This window comes from Plantactinospora soyae, from assembly GCF_014874095.1.
GTDB classification, from domain to species: Bacteria; Actinomycetota; Actinomycetes; order Mycobacteriales; family Micromonosporaceae; genus Plantactinospora; species Plantactinospora soyae.
The window spans coordinates 9,100,875-9,117,314 of the sequence record NZ_JADBEB010000001.1 but is presented as its reverse complement, the minus strand read 5'-3'; the positions used below and the strand labels follow the sequence as shown (position 1 = coordinate 9,117,314).

Genomic DNA, 16,440 nt, shown 5'->3' with positions numbered 1-16,440 from the left:
GGGGCTTTTTTATGCCCGGAGAATGACCCCCGGCCCACCGGCGGCAAGAAAGCTAACGAGGAGACGCGATGACCGAGGTAGCCGAGCCGGCGGTGGACATTCCGCCGTTCCGGTACACCGCCGAGCTGGCCGGTGAGATCGAGATCCGCTGGCAGGACCGGTGGGCCGAGCGTGGCACCTTCCGGGCGCCCAACCCGGTCGGCCCGCTGGCCGATCCCGATCATCCCCGGGCCAACGCCGAGAAGCTGTACGTGCTGGACATGTTTCCGTACCCGTCGGGGGCGGGGCTGCACGTCGGGCACCCGCTGGGCTACATCGGCACCGACTGCTACGCCCGCTACCAGCGGATGGCCGGCCGTAACGTGCTGCACACGATGGGCTTCGACGCGTTCGGGCTGCCCGCCGAGCAGTACGCGGTGCAGACCGGGAAGCACCCCCGGGGCACCACCGAGTCGAACATCACGTACTACCGCTCGCAGCTGCGCCGGCTGGGGCTGGGGCACGACGACCGGCGCTCGGTGGCGACCATCGACACCGAGTACTACCGCTGGACGCAGTGGATCTTCCTACAGGTCTACAACTCCTGGTACGACGAGACCGCCGCCAGGGCCCGTCCGGTCGCCGACCTGATCGCCGAGTTCGCCGCCGGTACCCGGAGCACCCCGGACGGCCGCGACTGGGCCGAGCTGTCCGAGGTCGAGCGCCGACGGATCGTCGACGACCACCGGCTGGCGTACGTCTCCCAGGCGCCGGTCAACTGGTGCCCCGGGCTGGGCACGGTGCTGGCCAACGAGGAGGTGACCCCGGACGGCCGGTCGGACCGGGGCAACTTCCCGGTCTTCAAGCGCAACCTGAAGCAGTGGATGATGCGGATCACCGCGTACGGTGACCGGCTGATCGCGGATCTGGACACGCTGGACTGGCCGGAGCCGATCAAGCTGCAACAGCGGAACTGGATCGGCCGGTCGACCGGTGCACACATCGACTTCCCGACCGGCGCCGAGCCGATCCGGGTCTTCACCACCCGGCCGGACACCGTCTTCGGGGCCACCTACATGGTGCTGGCGCCGGAGCATCCGCTGGTCGACAGGCTGGCGACGGAGGCGTGGCCGGCCGGGACCAAGGACGCGTGGACCGGGGGACAGGCGTCGCCGCGGGCCGCCGTGGACGCGTACCGGAAGTCGGCCGGCGCCAAGACCGACATCGAGCGGCAGGCGGAGAACCGGGAGAAGACGGGCGTCTTCATCGGGGCGTACGCCACCAATCCGGTCACCGGAGCGCAGATCCCGATCTTCATCGCCGACTACGTGCTGGCCGGTTACGGCACCGGCGCGATCATGGCGGTGCCCGGGCAGGACGACCGGGACTGGGAGTTCGCCGAGGTCTTCGAGCTGCCGATCGTGCGTACCGTGCAGCCGGCGGAGAACTTCGACGGCAAGGCGTACACCGGGGAAGGGCCGGCGATCAACAGTGCGGCGCCGGACGGCCCGGACCTGAACGGGCTGTTCATCACCGACGCCAAGGCGAAGATCATCGAGTGGCTGGAGGCGAACGGGCACGGCTCCGGCGCGGTCACCTACCGGCTGCGGGACTGGCTGTTCAGCCGCCAGCGCTACTGGGGCGAGCCGTTCCCGATCGTCTACGACGAGGGCGGTAACCCGGTCGCGCTGCCCGAGTCGATGCTGCCGGTCGAACTGCCCGAGGTGGACGACTTCGCGCCGCGCACCTTCGACCCGGAGGACGCCGACTCCGACCCGGAGACCCCGCTGTCCCGGCGCAAGGACTGGGTCGAGGTCGAGCTGGACCTGGGCGACGGGCCGAAGCGGTACACCCGGGAGACCAACGTGATGCCGCAGTGGGCCGGCTCCTGCTGGTACGAGCTGCGCTACCTGGACCCGACGAACTCCGACCGGTTCGTCGACCCGGAGAACGAGCGGTACTGGATGGGTCCGCAGTCGCCCGGTGACTGCGGCGGCACCGACCTGTACGTCGGCGGCCAGGAGCACGCCGTACTGCACCTGCTGTACGCCCGGTTCTGGCACAAGGTGCTGTACGACCTGGGCCACGTCTCGTCCTTCGAGCCGTACCGCCGGCTGTACAACCAGGGCATGATCCAGGCGTACGCCTTCAAGGACGCCCGGGGCAGTTGGGTCGAGGCGTCCGAGGTGACCGAGCGGGACGGCGACTACTTCTTCGGCGCCGAACCGGTCCGCCGCGAGTACGGCAAGATGGGCAAGTCCCGGCAGAACGTGGTGACCCCGGACGAGATGTGCGCGGCGTACGGCGCCGACACCTTCCGGGTCTACGAGATGTCGATGGGACCGCTGGACGTCTCCCGGCCCTGGGAGACCCGGGCGGTGGTCGGGGCGTACCGGTTCCTGCAACGGGTCTGGCGGACGATCGTCGACGAGCAGACCGGCGAGCTGCGGGTGACGGACGCTCCGGCCGACGAGCAGACCCGGCGGCTGCTGCACCGGATCATCGACGGGGTCCGGGGCGACCTGGACGGCATCCGGATGAACACCGCGATCGCCAAACTGATCGAGCTGACCAACGGGCTGACCCGGCTGGAGGCGACACCCCGCGAGGTGGCTGAGCCGCTGCTGCTGATGCTGTCGCCGTTCGCCCCGCACGTCGCCGAGGAGCTGTGGCAGCGGCTGGGGCATGCCGAGTCGCTGGCGTACGCGCCGTTCCCGGTGGCCGATCCGGCGATGCTGGTGGCGGACACGGTGACGTACCCGGTGCAGATCAACGGCAAGGTCCGGGGCCGGGTCGAGATCGCGGCGGACGCGGCCGAGGACGACGTACGCGCCGCCGCCCTGGCGGCGGTCGCCGACCAGCTGGGCGGCAAGGAGCCGCGCAAGGTGATCGTGGTGCCGGGCCGGATGGTCAGCGTCGTCGCCTGACCCGGCCCCGCCGGGCATTCCGCTCGGCGACCTGGACAGGGGACCTGGATCGTCGACCTGGACTGTCGACCTGGACCGTCGACCTGGACACCAGAGGCGTTATGCGAAGCCGTTAGCGCCGCTGGTGTCCAGGTGAGCCCTGGCGGTCCGCTTACCGTGGCCCGGGCCCTACCGCTGTACGAGCCGGAACGACTGGGCGGCGCTGCCGTTGCAGGCGTACTGCACCAGTTGCACGCTGTCGGCGGTGGAGGCGCCCGGGACGTCCAGGCACTTTCCGCTGAGCCGGTTCACCAGCCGGTGGTAGCCGCCGGTCTCCGGTACCGCCTGCCACTGCTGGTTGTTGCCGCCGCCGTAGCTCCAGAGCTGGATCGCGGCGTTGTCGGCGGTGGACACGTTCGTCACGTCGATCACCTGGGCGCTGTTCGCGCGGTTGTTCACCCGTACGTGGCCGCCGCTGGTCGGCTGGAACTGGTACTGCTGGGCGAGGCTCGTGTTGCAGGCGTACTGCTGGATGGCGGTGCCGTTGGTGGTGCCGGCGGCCCGGGCGTCGACACACTTGCCGCTGCCCCGGTTGACCAGGCTGTACCAGGCGGTCGGGGAGATCGGGTCGGACGGTGGGGGAGTGGTACCGCCGCCCCCGCCGAGCCAGAGCAGCCCGTCGATCAGGAACCGGTTCTGCACCTCGCTGGCGAAGGTGGAGGACAGCGGCACGTTGTTGGCGTAGTCCATCGCGTTGTGGCCGAAGTTCGCGTACAACATCTTGTAGTTGGTGTTCGTCCACATGATCGGGTAGTAGCCGCTGCGCCAGGTCTGGTTGGGGTCGGTGCCGAGCGGGAAGCTGCTCGGGTCGACCGAGGCCAGGATGTCGATGTTCGGGTTGGTCCGCAGGTCGCGGCTCCAGCTGTACCACTCGCTCACCGCCGAGGTGAAGGTGGCGGGCAGCCGGACGGTGGACGGGTGGGCGCGGTCCTCGACCCGCAGCACGGCGGTGGTCGGTCCCCAGGTGTTGGACTGGAACGCGCCGGTGCCGAGGAACTGGTTGTGGTACCAGTCCCAGCCGCCCGGGTTGGTGGTGAACGCGGAGACGTGGAAGCCGAGCCAGCCGCCGCCACCCCGCATGTACTGCTCAAACGCCGGGCGCTGCGCGGCCGGCGGCAGGTCGTCCAGGAACATCACCACCTGGTACTGGGCCAGGTTGGCGGCGTTGAGCCGGCTCCAGTCAGTGGTGGCGGTGTAGGAGAAGTTGTGCTCGGCGGCGAGCTGCGGAAACCGCTGGTTGGCTTCCTTGACGAAGCTGATGTGGGCCGCGTCCCAGGTGCCGTTGTAGAAGGCGATCACGTTGAAGGCCGGGGCGGCGGCGGCTCGGGCAGTGCCGTAGGCGGGCTGGGCGAAGACGGTGGCCAGCGCCAGGAACAGCGCGAGGAACTGGGCCAGTCGTCGGGTCAGGCTGGTGCGGGTACGGCCGATCATGCGCGTCCTCTCGCTCGTCGCCGCGCGGTGGGGGTGGGGCGCGGCGATCGATGACACGCTATGACTCAAAGGATCTTGCGTCAATATCCGACTTAAGCGAAGTGAGTAACTTGCGAACTTAAGGGCGATATCCCGAGTAACTGTAATGAAGGTTTACCAATCGTCACACCAACCTCCCTGATGCACAACCGGGCCGGCGACGGATGTCGCAGGCGTTCGCCCAACCTTGTCGGACGTACCTGGCACTCTCGTACGCATGTGCGAGCGACCCGCGACGCGTGGCGCCCCCCACGGCAGAGATCAGGAAAGTAGGCTGGCGCAATGACCGTGTCAGCCCACGACGTAGCCGCAGCGCTCCGCGCCCGGCTTCCCGGTCTACCGACAAAGAAGCTGCACAAACTGCTCTACTACTGCCAAGGGCACCATCTGGCCGCATTCGGCACACCTCTGTTTGGTGAGGCGATCTCGGCCTGGGACATGGGTCCGGTCGTCGGCACCCTCTGGCGAGCCGAACGCAGCGGTGACATCCCAGGTCCCCAGCGACTCGGTGAAGCCGAACTCAACACCATCGGCTACGTCGTCTCCCGCTACGGCAAGCTCACCGGCACCGACCTGGAACACCTCACCCACTCCGAAACCCCGTGGCAGTACGCCAATACCGCCCGGATGCCAGGCGAGTCAGCCCGGATCGAGCTGGACTGGCTACGGGACTACTTCACCACCACCGGCGCGCTGGACGACGACGATGAGACACCCGTCGACGCCGCCGAGGTGCGGGCGATCCTCAAGGGCGCCGAAGCGCGCCGCAACCCGAACCCGCGACCCGACGACCCGGAGCGGTTGCGCGCCCAGGTAGCGGAGCTGCGGGCACAACTGGGGCGGAGTGCCTGACGGGCGCGGATTGTGGCAGTTGGCGGACTTCGAAGACCGCTTCGAAGCCTGGGCCGATCGCGACAATCCATCGCCGGACCTGCGGTTCGTTGTCGCTGAGTGGATCCTGACCCGGATGGAGGACCCGTACGAGGGTGCCCAGCGGGAGCCCGGATTCCCAGACCTGTGGTCGGTACGGATCCGAGGCACCGCCGTCGGTCAGCGGGCGTCGTTCACGATGGTGCTCTGCTCGTTCTGGATCAACGAAGCCGAGCACAGGGTGGCGTGCGACAACTTCGCAACCCTCGGGTACCCCCTCTGAGGGGACCGTCAGAGCGGAAACGCGTACGCCTTACGCCGCCTGGGGCTGGCGCAAGGTCGCCGAGCCGCGCCCGCACTAGGCCAACGCGCGGCGCCGTCTCGGGCCAGGGTGTTAGGAAGGGGCCCTTCTACAACGGAAAACGATAATAAGGGGCCCTTCCTTACACACCTTCCTTGCATCTACAGCAGGTCTTCGAGGGTGATGGGGAGGTGGCGGATCCGGCGGCCGGTGGCGTGGTGTACGGCGTTGGCGATCGCGGCGGCGGTGCCGACGATGCCGATCTCACCGACTCCTTTGACGCCCAGCGGGTTCACCACCTGGTCCGGGACCTCGATGGTGTCGATGGTGATGTCCGGGGCATCGGCGTTGACCGGGACGAGGTAGTCGGCGAGGCTGGCGTTGGCCCACCGACCGGTGTACGGGTCCATCCGGGTCGCCTCCAGCAGCGCCTGGCCCAGCCCCCACAGCATCCCGCCCATCAGCTGGCTGTGCGCGGTCTTGCGGTTCAGTATCCGGCCGGGCGCGAAGACACCGACGAGGCGGCGTACCCGGACCAGGCCCAGGTCGGCGTCGACGGCGACCTCGGCGAACTGTGCCCCGAAGGTGTGCATGCCGTGCCCGCCACCGTCCGGTGGGGTCGGCATCCAGCTGCCCAGCGCCTCGACGTCGGGCATGTGGTTGCGCTGGAGCAGGTCGACGTACGTCTCGCCGGTGTCGGGGTGGTCGCGCAGGCACATCCGGCCGTCGCGTACCACCACGCCGGACGGGTCGGCGCCGTGCAGCGGAGACTGGCCGTCCGCCACCGCCTGACCGATCAGCTGGTCGCGCAGTGCGGTGGTCGCCAGGTGTACGGCGGAACTGGCCGCACCGGAGCCGGCCGAGCCCACCGCAGCGGCGATGTTGGGCAGGTCGGTGGTGCCGCCGAGGAAACGTACCCGGTCCACCGGCAGTCCGAGGCCGTCCGCGGCGACCTGGGTCATCACGGTGGTCATTCCGGTGCCGAACTCGGAGACGCCGGCCTCGACGACCGCACTGCCGTCGGCGTAGAGCCGGGCCCGGGCCCGTTGCGGGTTGATCGGGGCGGCGACCGGATATGCGGCGCTGGCCATGCCGGTGCCGATCAGCCACTGCCCCTCGCGGCGGGTACCCGGCTGCGGGTCGCGCTCGGACCAGCCGAAGAGTTCGGCGCCGCGCTGGTAGCACTCCTTGAGCCCCTTGCTCGACCACGGGTTGCCGGTGGACGGGTCCACGTCGGCATGGTTGCGCAGCCGCAGCTCGATCGGGTCGACGCCGATCTCGTACGCCAGTTCGTCCATCGCGGACTCCAGCGCGAAGATCCCGGTGGCCGCCCCGGGTCCCCGGGTGAAGGTCGGGCTGATGGTGTTGCCCCGGGCCAGCCGGTAGCCGCCGGCGTAGTTCGGGCTGGCGTAGAGGATCGCGGCGGAGAGCAGGGAGGTTTCGGCCCAGTCGTCGTAGTGCGAGGTCAGCGAGATCTTGTCGTGCCGCAGTGAGGTCAGCCGGCCGTCGGGGCCGGCACCGATGCTGATCCGCTGCTCCTGCTCCTCCCGGTGTCCGCAGGAGTGGAACATCTGCTCGCGGCTCAACGCCAGCCGTACCGGCCGGCCGACCCGACGGGCGGCGAGCGCGGCCAGGGTCGGATGGGCCCAGATCAGTGCCTTGGCGCCGAAGCTGCCGCCGACGAAGTGGCTCACCACCCGGACCACGGTCGGGGGCAGGCCGAGCAGTTCGGCGACGCTGAGCTGGGTCGCGGTCGGTCCCTGGGTCGCGTCGTAGAGGGTCAACCGGTCGACGTCGTCCCAGACCGCCGTGGTCGTCGACGGCTCCAGCGGGTTCTGGTGGTTGGCCGCGTACCGGTAGCTGAGGTCGAGCTTGATCACGGCGTCTCGGAACCCCGCCTCCGGGTCGCCCCGGGTGGGATTCCGGCCGGGCATCAGCCCGCCGAAGATCCGTTCCGGCTCGTACGTCTGGTCGCGTCCCTGGTCGAGGAGGGTCACCGAGGGGGTCTCGGCGTAGTTCACCTCGACCAGCGTGGCCGCGTACTCGGCGCGTTCGACGGTGTCGGCGACGACCATCGCGACCGGCTGCCCGGCGTAGTGCACCACGTCGTCCTGCATCGGGAAGAAGCTCTGCCCGTGCGCGGTCAGCCCGGCCAGCGACGGGAACAGCTTCGGCTGCACGGCGACCTTGGGCAGGTCGAGGTGGGTCAGTACGGCGAGCACCCCGTCCGCCACACTGGCCTGCCGGCAGTCGATCCCGATGATCCGACCGCTGGGTATCCGGGCGCCGACCAGTACGGCGTGGTGCAGGTCGGTCAGGTTCATCTCGCCCGAGTACCGGGCGGCGCCGCTGACCTTGGCGCGGCCGTCCACCCGGTCGATGGCGGCCCCGATCGCTGGGCTCATGGCGGATTCCCGTCGTCGCTGACCATCCGGGCGTCACCGGTGACCATGTGCAGTGCCCGGACGATGGTGCGGGTGGCAAGTTCGATTTTGTACGCGTTCATCCCGTGCGACACCGCGCCGGTGAGTTCCTCCCGGGCCGCCGAAGTGAACGTCTCGACGGTCGCGGGTGCACCGGTCAGCACCCGTTCGGCCCGCCACGCCCGCCAGGGCTTGGTCGCGACGCCGCCCAGCGCCAGCCGTACGTCGGTGATCACGCCGGCGTCCAGCGAGATCGCGACGGCGGCCGAGGCGAGCGCGAACTCGTACGACTCCCGGTCGCGGACCTTCAGGTAGAGCGACGTACTCGCCATCGGCATCGGCGGGACCTCGATGCCCACCACCAGTTCGCCGTGTGCGAGCGGATGTTCCCGCTCGGGGGTGTTCCCGGGCAGCAGGAAGAAGTCGTCCATCGGGATCTGGTCGTGTCCGGCCGGTCCCTGGGTCAGCACCACGGCGTCGAGCGCGACGAGCGCGACGGCGGCGTCGGAGGGGTGGGTGGCGATGCAGTGCTCGCTGGTCCCGAGCACGGCGTGGCCACGGTTGACGCCGGTCAGGGCGCTGCACCCGGTGCCGGGCACCCGCTTGTTGCACGGGGCCATCACGTCCCGGAAGTAGCCGCAGCGGACCCGTTGCATCAGGTTGCCGCCCATCGACGCCATGTTGCGCAGTTGCGGCGAGGCGCTGAGGAACAGCGACTGCGAGAGCATCGGGAACCGGCGCCGGATCGGCAGTGACTGGGCCGCGTCGCTCATCCGGGCCAGTGCCCCGATCCGTACTCCGCCGCCGGGAAGTTCCTCGATCTGCCGCAGCGGCAGGTCGTTGATGTCGACGAGTCGACGGGACCGGGCGACCTGGATGCGTTGCAGGTCGACCTCGGTGGTGCCGCCGGCCAGGAACGAACTGCCCGGATCCGCGACGACGGTGCCGATCGCGGTCGCGACGTCCGCCACCCGCGAGTAGCTAAGCGGTCGCATCGGGGTCCTCCGTCGCGGCCTCGTCGCGGACCTGCCGGATCGCCGCCCGGATGTTCGGGTACGCCGCGCACCGGCAGATGTTGCCGCTCATCCAGTCCCGGATCTGCGTGTCGTCCGTGGCGTGCCCCTCGGCCAGGAAGGCCACCGCCGACATGATCTGACCGGGGGTGCAGTAGCCGCACTGGAAGGCGTCCTGGGTCACGAACGCCTGCTGCATCGGATGCAGGTCCACCCCGTCGGAGAGCCCCTCGATCGTGGTCACCTCGCGGGTTTCGCAGGTGATCGCCAGGGTCAGACAGGCCAGGACCCGCCGCTTGTCCACCCAGACCGTGCACGCCCCGCAGGCGCCCTGGTTGCAGCCCTTCTTGGCGCCGGTGAGGTCGAGTCGGTCCCGGAGGGCGTCCAGCAGGCTGACCCGGGGTTCGATCAGCATGTTCCGGAGCGTGCCGTTGACGGAGAGTCGTACGACCACCGAGTTGGGGCCGCGCACCACGGCGGTGTCGGCGACCTGCACCGCGCCGGCCGTTTCCGCGTACGACTTCACCGGGCCACCTCGCTGACCTTCCGGAGTGGACTGCGTACCCCGCCGAGGCCGTCGGCCGTCGGTGGGACCGCTCACCCCGGAGCGGGGGTTGCCGACCCCGGGGTGAGGACTGGCCACCCGCCCGGTAAAGCTGCCACTCGATCGGGCGGTGGTGTTCCCCACCTTATCGCCCATTCCGTTCTTTTCGGGCAAATAACCTAAAGTGGACGAGGTGTCGACTGATCGACCGGCCGGGCCCGCTCCGCCCGCCACCAGCGTGCCCCGAGGGCCAGGGCGGCCACCAGGCCCAGCCCGGCCGGGGCCACGGCCAGCCAGTTCACCTCGCCCGGGGACACCACCGCCGCGCCCACCGCGGCGTACCCGAACGCGGACGGGGCGGAGGCGAGCATGCTGCCCAGCAGGAACGGCGCCAGCCGGGCACCCGTGGTGCCGTAGCCGTAGCTGACCAGCCCGAAGCCGCCGACCGGGAGCAGCCGGACGCTGATCACCCCGAGCAGGCTCTGCCGGGTGAACCAGCGGTCGAGCCGGGCCAGCCGTCCCCGTACGCGTTCCGCGACGAACTCCCGACCGAGCAGCCGGCCGACCGCGAAACCGGCGGCCGCCGCCAGCAACGCCGCGGCCAGCATGTAGCCGGCGCCCAGCAACGGCCCGAAGATCGCTCCCCAGACCACCGTGACGGCGGTCCGGGGCACCAGCGCCACCATCAACAGCGCGCCGCCACCGACGGCGGCCACCGGAGCCAGCGGGCCGAGCCGGTCGGCCAGGCCGGGCAACTGCGCCACGTCGGGACGGGGCACCAGCAACAGAGCCAGCCCGAACAGACCGAGGACCAGGAGCAGTACGGCGAATCGCGCGACCGACCGCTGACCTAGCAGCCGCCGGACGCGCCCGATCACTGCCGGGTGGCGGCCAGTGCCGCGGTGCGTTCGGCCCGGAGCCGGTCGGACCAGGTCTCGTCCAGCGGCGGCAACTGGTGTGCCCCGGTGGCCCAGCGCAGCAGCAGGTCGGCCAGCGCCGGGTTGCGGGCCAGGGCCGGCCCGTGCGAGTAGGTGCCGAGCAGCTTGCCCCGCCAGGCGCCCTCGGTGGCGCCGTCGTTGCCGATCCCGGTGCTCACCCGGGCCAGCGGGGACACCCCGGAACCGAGGTGGGTACGCCCGCCGTGGTTCTCGAACCCGCTCAGCGGCGGCAGCCCGAGCCGTGGGTCGATGGCACCGGCGAGTTCGCCGACGGCCCGGGACGGCCCCCGGTCGGAGTGCAGGTCGAGCAGGTCCAGCCCGGCACACTTGGCGCCCTTGGCGAAGAACGAGCCGCCGAGCAGCTGGTAGCCCGCGCAGACCCCGAACACCACCGAGCCCTGCTGCGCGGCGCGGCGCAGGCCGCCGTCCGCGATCAGCCGCTGCGCGCCCAGGGCCTGCGGGCCGTCCTCGCCACCACCCAGCAGGTAGATGTCGGCCGAGATCGGCAACGGCTGGTCGGAACGGACCTCGATGGTCTCCACCGGCATCCCGCGCAGGTACGCCCGGCGGGCCAGGATCAGCATGTTGCCCCGGTCGCCGTAGGTGGAGAGCAGGTCCGGATAGATCCAGACGATGCGCAGACTGCTCTCCCCACCCGGCGAGGGCGGCATCGGGTAGGCGGCCTCAGTTGACACGGTCCAACTCCGCTCGGATGTCCTGGAACGCCGTGTAGTTGGCGATCACTTCAAGCCGGCCCGGCGGGACGTTCGCGATCGCGTCGGCGAAGGTCCGTACGTGCTGGAACGGCACGCCGTTGACGTCGAGCCGCACCGCCAGGTCGTACGCCCGGTCGCCGGTGATCAGCACCTGCCGACCCCGCAGCGGGGCGAAGTCGACGTCGAAGAGCCAGGAGGTGTCCAGCCCGTCGGGGTCCCGAGCGTTGATCGACAGCAGGGTGGGCGCCACGTCGGCCATGTCGAAGGCCTCCAGCCAGCTCGCCGGGTTCTTCGCCAGCAGCAGCCGTACGGTGCGCCCGTCCCGGACCACCTGCGCGTAGCGTCCGGCCACCGAGGCGACGCCGCCGAGCCGGGAGACCGCGTCGGTCGGGCGTACGCCGAATTCCGCCGCGACGGCCAGCGCGGTGGCCGCGTTGCCCAGGTTGACCCGGCCCGGCAGTTGCAGTACCACCTTGTGCCAGTCACCGGCGGGGTCGACCACCCCGTCGTCCTCGACCACCCACTGCGGCTCCGGCCGGCGCAGCCAGCAGCCCGTGCACCACCACTGGTCGGACATCCGCTCGATCGGGGAGCCGCACTCCGGGCACACCCACGAGTCGTCGTGCCAGCGCTGGCCGGCGCTGAACCAGGTCACCGAGGGAGGTTGCACCTGGTTGCTGCGGATCGGTGGCGGCGTGGCGGCCCAGACCACCATCGGGTCGTCGGCGTTCGCCACCACCCGTACGTTCGGATGCCGGACCAGGGCGGCGCGCCAGAGCTGCGCCATCATCGCCACTTCCTTGGCCCGGTCGAGCTGGTCCCGGCTGAGGTTGAGCAGGGCCACCACGTTCGGCTCGGTGGCCTCCAGCACCTGGGCCAGGTAGTGCTCGTCGACCTCGAGCACCGCGTACGGGGTGGTGCCCGCCTTCGCCAGCGCCGAGGTGTGTCCGGTGGGCATGTTGGCCCCGAACGAGTTGGTCGCCACCCGACCGAGTACGCCGACCGCCGCCGCGGTCAGCCGGGTGGTGGTCGTCTTTCCGTTGGTTCCCGAGACCAGCGCGATGGCCCGGCCGGCGGCCAGATGCGCCAGCAGGTCCGGGTCGATCTTGAGTCCTATCCACCCGCCGATCACAGATCCGTCGCCCCGGCCGGCGGCCCGGGAGAGGGCCGCGGCGGTACGCGATACCGAACTGGCCACCTTCGCCCGAAGGGGCATTTTCCCGTCCGTCACCCGAGCGAGGTTACCGGACGACACGGGGCGGACGACCGCCGCACGAAGGACCGGTTCACCGGGCGACCCGATACCGAGGTCGGCCGGCGCCGCCGTGTCCCGGGCCGGTGGGTCCGTTTTGCGATCGATGTTCCTCGTCGGCCGGCCGGGCCGGAGCCGGACGACGCGGCCAGGGGTATCCCGTTGCTACCCTCGGCGGCCGATGAGTCCCTCCGCCGCGACCGTCCTGCGGGCCCTCGCCGACCTCGCGCCGGCCGCGTCCGCCCGGGTCCTCGACGTCACCCGCCCCGGGCAGCCACTGATCTGGCTGCCGGGGAACCCCGACTACTGCGGCCGGTACCGCGAGGTGGCCCGGCTGGCCGCCGCCGACCTGCTGCACCGGGACGAGCGGACGGTGCGCCGCGCCTGGGGCGTGGTCGCCGGGACGGTGGAGGTGGCCGGTGGCGGTACCCGCAAGGTGCGGCTGCCGCTGCTCAGCGAGCCAGTACGGGTGGAGAACGCGTCGCACGGCTACCGGATCGTCCCGGCGGGCGACCTGGAGATCACCCCGCTGGTCGAGGACCGGGCCCTGGCGGCGCGGTTGGAGGCGGCACCGGGCCTGGCCGGGCCGCGCTGGCTCTCCGCCACCGGAACCGAGGCCTGGCTGCGTACCGTCGCCGAGGCGGCCGGGCTGCCGGTGACCGGGGTCGACCGGACGGAGCGCAGCGGGTCGGCTCCGCTGCCCACCAAGGGCCTGGTGCTGTTCGTCGCGGCGGCGCTGTTCGGGGTACGGGACATCGCCGGCATCGCGCTCGGCGACCGGTTGCGGGCCTGGGCTGGACGGCCGGGAGTGGAGTCGACCGCGCTGGCGCAGGTGTACGGCACCCGCCCGACGGAGGACGGCGCCGTCACCACCGCGCCGGCCGTACCCACCGGCCCCGTCGAGCCGGTCAACTCGCCGCTGCCGCTCAACGACGCCCAGATCGAGGTGGTACGCCGGGTCCGGCACCAGCCGGTGACCGTGGTCTCCGGACCACCCGGGAACGGCAAGAGCCACGCTGTGGTCGCGGCGGCCCTGGACGTGGTGGACCGGGGCGGCAGCGTCCTCGTGGTCACCCAGTCCGCACACGCCGCCGACGTGCTCGGCGACCTGCTGGACCGCTACCCCGGGCCGAAGCCGGTGCTCTTCGGTGACGCCGAACGTCGGGCGGCGATCGCCAGCACGCTGGGCCTCGGAGTCGGCGACGTGGTGTCGTCCGCGACCCTCGACGCGGACCGGAGCGCCGTCGCCGAGGCGGGCGCGGAACTCGACCGGGTCACCGGTCAACTCACCGAGCTGCTGGAACTCGAACTGTTGGCCGACTCCGTCGAGCGGTGGCAGCCACTGCTGGGTGGGCTGCGGCTCGACGTACCCGGTGCCTTCGAGCCGGGGGCCGACCTGGCCGCGGCGGTGCGGTCGGCCCGGCGTGCCCGGGATTCCATCGATGCCTGGTGGCGGCGCTGGGCGCCGGGGTCACCCGGACGCCGGCTGCGGCGCCGGCTCGGCGCGGCCGAGACGGTGTCGCTCGACCGGCTCGACGACGCGATCGCGGCAGCCCGGGCGGAGGTCGCGGCGGCCCGGTTGGCGACGGTCGGCGGTGCCGATCCGGGGCCACTGTGGTCGGCGCTGGACCGGGCCCACCAGGCGCTGTCGGTGGCGCTCGGTACGGCGATGGAGCATCGCAGCCGCAGCGCCCGGCGCTGGGACGACGCCGGGCGGCGCAGTGCCGCCGCGCTGAGCGGGGCGCTTCGGGCGGGCCGCAACCGGCGTCGGGAACTCCTCGCCGAGTTGCGCGGGGACTCGCTGGTCCGCGCGTTGCCACTGTGGATCGGCACGGTCACCGACGTCGAGGAGCTGCTGCCGCCGACCGCCGGCCTCTTCGACCTGGTGATCCTGGACGAGGCGTCGCACACCGACCAGATCCGGGCGGCGCCGGCACTGGCCCGGGCCCGGCGGGCGCTGGTGGTGGGCGATCCCCGGCAGCTGCGGTTCGTCTCGTTCGTCGCCGACGTCGACGTCGCGCAGACCCTGGACCGGCACGGCCTCGACGCACGGGTCGACGTACGCCGGGTGAGCGCCTTCGACCTGGCTGCCGGCGCCGCACCCGTCACCTGGCTCGACGAGCACTACCGGTGTGCCCCGCACCTGATCGACTTCTCCGCGCACCGCTTCTACGACGACCGGATCGCGGTGGCCACGAGGCATCCCGGCAACGAGACCGCGGACGTGATCGACGTGTTGACGGTCGAGGCGACGAGCACCGAGTCGGGGGTGAACCCGGCCGAGGTCGAGGCCGCGGTGGCCGAGGTCCGGCGGCTGGCGGAGGCGGGCCGGGTCGGCATCGGGGTGATCACCCCGTTCCGGGCCCAGGCCGACGCGCTGGAGTCCGCGCTGGTCGCCGCGTTCGAGGTGACCGAGATCGAGCGGCTCGGGCTGCGGGTCGGCACGGTGCACTCCTTCCAGGGCAGCGAGGCGGAGACGGTGCTGGTGTCGCTGGCGGTCACCGACCCGGTACCCGCCGGGCGGATGCGCTTCCTGACCGATCCGAACCTGTTCAACGTGATGGTGACCCGGGCCCGTCGGCGGATGGTCGTGCTGACCTCGCAGTCCGCCCCGAACGGCCTGCTCGGGGAGTACCTGCGCTACGCGTCGGCACCGCCGTCGCCGTACGGCGAGCCGTACGTCCTGCCCGACACCCCTACCGCCGGTACCCGCTCGACCCGGCCGGTCCGGAACCCGGCCGACTGGACCGGGGAGCTGGCGGCCGAGCTGACCCGGATCGGGCTGGCGGTCCGGCTCCGCTATCCGGTCGGCCGTTGGACGGTGGACCTGTGCGTGGGCGAGGGCGCGTCGGCACTCGGGCTGATCTGCGCGGTGCACCCCACCGGGGCGGCCGCGCACATCGCCCGGCAGCGGGCGCTCGACCAGGCCGGTTGGGTCCTGGTGGACGCCTTCGCCAGCCGCTGGGCCGGCGATCCCGTCCGGGCCGCCCTGGAGATCTCGGCCCACCGTGCCGAGCACCGTGTTTTTTCCTCCACTTCGCTCCCCGCACCGTCCGATCGGGCCGGTGCCGATGGACAGTTGGGCCGGGAAAACCGGGCATTCCCGAACGATTGGCACCGGCCTTGACCGTGTCGGATAGCGGACCCCCGCCCGGGGTGGCCCATTTCCCTCCACCGACGGCCACCCCTTCTGACGTGCGGTTTCGTCCGAGCGGTAGCGGCGCTTTCCGGGCGATTCTGGTTGCGGGTGGAGGGAAGTGGAGTAGAGTGGGGCGCGATGGGGGGCCAGGAAGGCCCGCCGGCCCGGGGGACAGCGGCGCCGCGAACGTCGCTGGAAGGGCGAGGGGGTTGGGCCGGTGTTTCTCGGCACGCACACTCCGCGCCTGGACGAAAAGGGCCGGCTGATTCTTCCGGCCAAGTTCCGGGATGAGTTGGCGGGAGGTGTCGTGATCACCAAAGGGCAGGAGCGCTGCCTCTACGTCTTCCCGATGCCCGAGTTCCAGCGCATCGCGGGGCAGTTGCGTGAGCAGCCGATGACACACAAGGCGGCCCGGGCGTACGGCCGGGTGTTCTTCGCCAGCGCCCACGACGAGATCCCGGACAAGCAGGGCCGGGTCACCATCCCGATCCACCTCCGCGAGTACGCGGCGCTGGATCGGGAGCTGGTGGTGATCGGGGCGAGTACCCGGGTGGAGATCTGGGACAAGCGGGCCTGGGAGACCTACCTCGCGGAGAGCGAAGGAGACTTCGCCGACATCGAGGAGGGGGTGCTGCCGGGCGGACTGTAGGGCGCTGCCTGCCAACGCCCGACGTACTGCGAGATCTCCACCCGCTCGAAGTTCCTGGCGCCTCTTCCCCGGTGCCAGGCGCGATCCCCCGAAATGGTCCGACGGTCGGACCCGGGGGACCAGAGCGGATGGGGATCTGGCGGTACGACGAGCAGGAACGGTAACCGGGGCACGTCCGGA

12 protein-coding genes are annotated in these 16,440 nt (G+C 71.2%); 5 read left to right on the top strand and 7 right to left on the bottom strand.

Annotation, left to right across the window (positions count from 1 at the left end; translation table 11 throughout):
* Positions 1–68: 68 nt before the first annotated feature.
* Positions 69–2,906 (top strand): leucine--tRNA ligase, encoded by a 2,838-nt coding sequence (leuS, locus tag H4W31_RS39730; RefSeq protein ID WP_192771289.1) that lies wholly within the window; start codon positions 69–71, stop codon positions 2,904–2,906.
* Positions 2,907–3,074: 168 nt separating this feature from the next.
* Here leuS and H4W31_RS39725 read toward each other — a convergent pair whose 3' ends face one another.
* Positions 3,075–4,376 (bottom strand): ThuA domain-containing protein, encoded by a 1,302-nt coding sequence (locus H4W31_RS39725; RefSeq protein WP_192771288.1) that lies wholly within the window; start codon positions 4,374–4,376, stop codon positions 3,075–3,077.
* Between the two features lie 321 nt (positions 4,377–4,697).
* Between H4W31_RS39725 and H4W31_RS39720 the strand changes: the two genes are divergently transcribed.
* Complete coding sequence (locus H4W31_RS39720; RefSeq protein ID WP_192771287.1) at positions 4,698–5,267, top strand: Panacea domain-containing protein; 570 nt, start codon at positions 4,698–4,700, stop codon at positions 5,265–5,267.
* A 115-nt stretch (positions 5,268–5,382) separates the two neighbouring features.
* Entirely contained in the window at positions 5,383–5,568 is a 186-nt protein-coding gene (locus tag H4W31_RS39715) for a hypothetical protein (protein ID WP_192771286.1), read from the top strand.
* Between the two features lie 179 nt (positions 5,569–5,747).
* On the opposite strand, the gene H4W31_RS39710 is transcribed toward H4W31_RS39715, so the two are convergent.
* The 6 genes from H4W31_RS39710 to H4W31_RS39685 all read right to left on the bottom strand — a co-directional run bounded on the left by H4W31_RS39710 (position 5,748) and on the right by H4W31_RS39685 (position 12,436).
* Positions 5,748–7,991: a xanthine dehydrogenase family protein molybdopterin-binding subunit gene (locus H4W31_RS39710; RefSeq protein ID WP_192771285.1), complete on the bottom strand. Its 2,244-nt coding sequence runs from the start codon at positions 7,989–7,991 to the stop codon at positions 5,748–5,750.
* Positions 7,988–9,004: an FAD binding domain-containing protein gene (locus H4W31_RS39705; RefSeq protein ID WP_192771284.1), complete on the bottom strand. Its 1,017-nt coding sequence runs from the start codon at positions 9,002–9,004 to the stop codon at positions 7,988–7,990. The genes H4W31_RS39710 and H4W31_RS39705 overlap by 4 nt, the downstream gene beginning before the upstream one ends.
* Entirely contained in the window at positions 8,991–9,497 is a 507-nt protein-coding gene (locus H4W31_RS43520) for a (2Fe-2S)-binding protein (RefSeq protein ID WP_318783771.1), read from the bottom strand. Before H4W31_RS43520 ends, H4W31_RS39705 begins: the two co-directional genes overlap by 14 nt.
* Positions 9,498–9,745: 248 nt before the next feature.
* Complete coding sequence (locus H4W31_RS39695; RefSeq protein WP_192771282.1) at positions 9,746–10,444, bottom strand: TVP38/TMEM64 family protein; 699 nt, start codon at positions 10,442–10,444, stop codon at positions 9,746–9,748.
* Positions 10,441–11,175: a type 1 glutamine amidotransferase gene (locus tag H4W31_RS39690; protein ID WP_192772759.1), complete on the bottom strand. Its 735-nt coding sequence runs from the start codon at positions 11,173–11,175 to the stop codon at positions 10,441–10,443. Before H4W31_RS39690 ends, H4W31_RS39695 begins: the two co-directional genes overlap by 4 nt.
* Before the next feature lie 13 nt (positions 11,176–11,188).
* On the bottom strand, positions 11,189–12,436 hold the full coding sequence (locus tag H4W31_RS39685; RefSeq protein WP_192772758.1) for a MurT ligase domain-containing protein: 1,248 nt from the start codon (positions 12,434–12,436) through the stop codon (positions 11,189–11,191).
* 217 nt (positions 12,437–12,653) lie between these two features.
* On the opposite strand from H4W31_RS39685, the gene H4W31_RS39680 reads away from it, so the two are divergent.
* Positions 12,654–15,599: an AAA domain-containing protein gene (locus H4W31_RS39680; protein WP_192771281.1), complete on the top strand. Its 2,946-nt coding sequence runs from the start codon at positions 12,654–12,656 to the stop codon at positions 15,597–15,599.
* A gap of 229 nt (positions 15,600–15,828) precedes the next feature.
* Positions 15,829–16,260: a division/cell wall cluster transcriptional repressor MraZ gene (gene mraZ / locus H4W31_RS39675; RefSeq protein WP_192771280.1), complete on the top strand. Its 432-nt coding sequence runs from the start codon at positions 15,829–15,831 to the stop codon at positions 16,258–16,260.
* Positions 16,261–16,440: the final 180 nt, after the last annotated feature.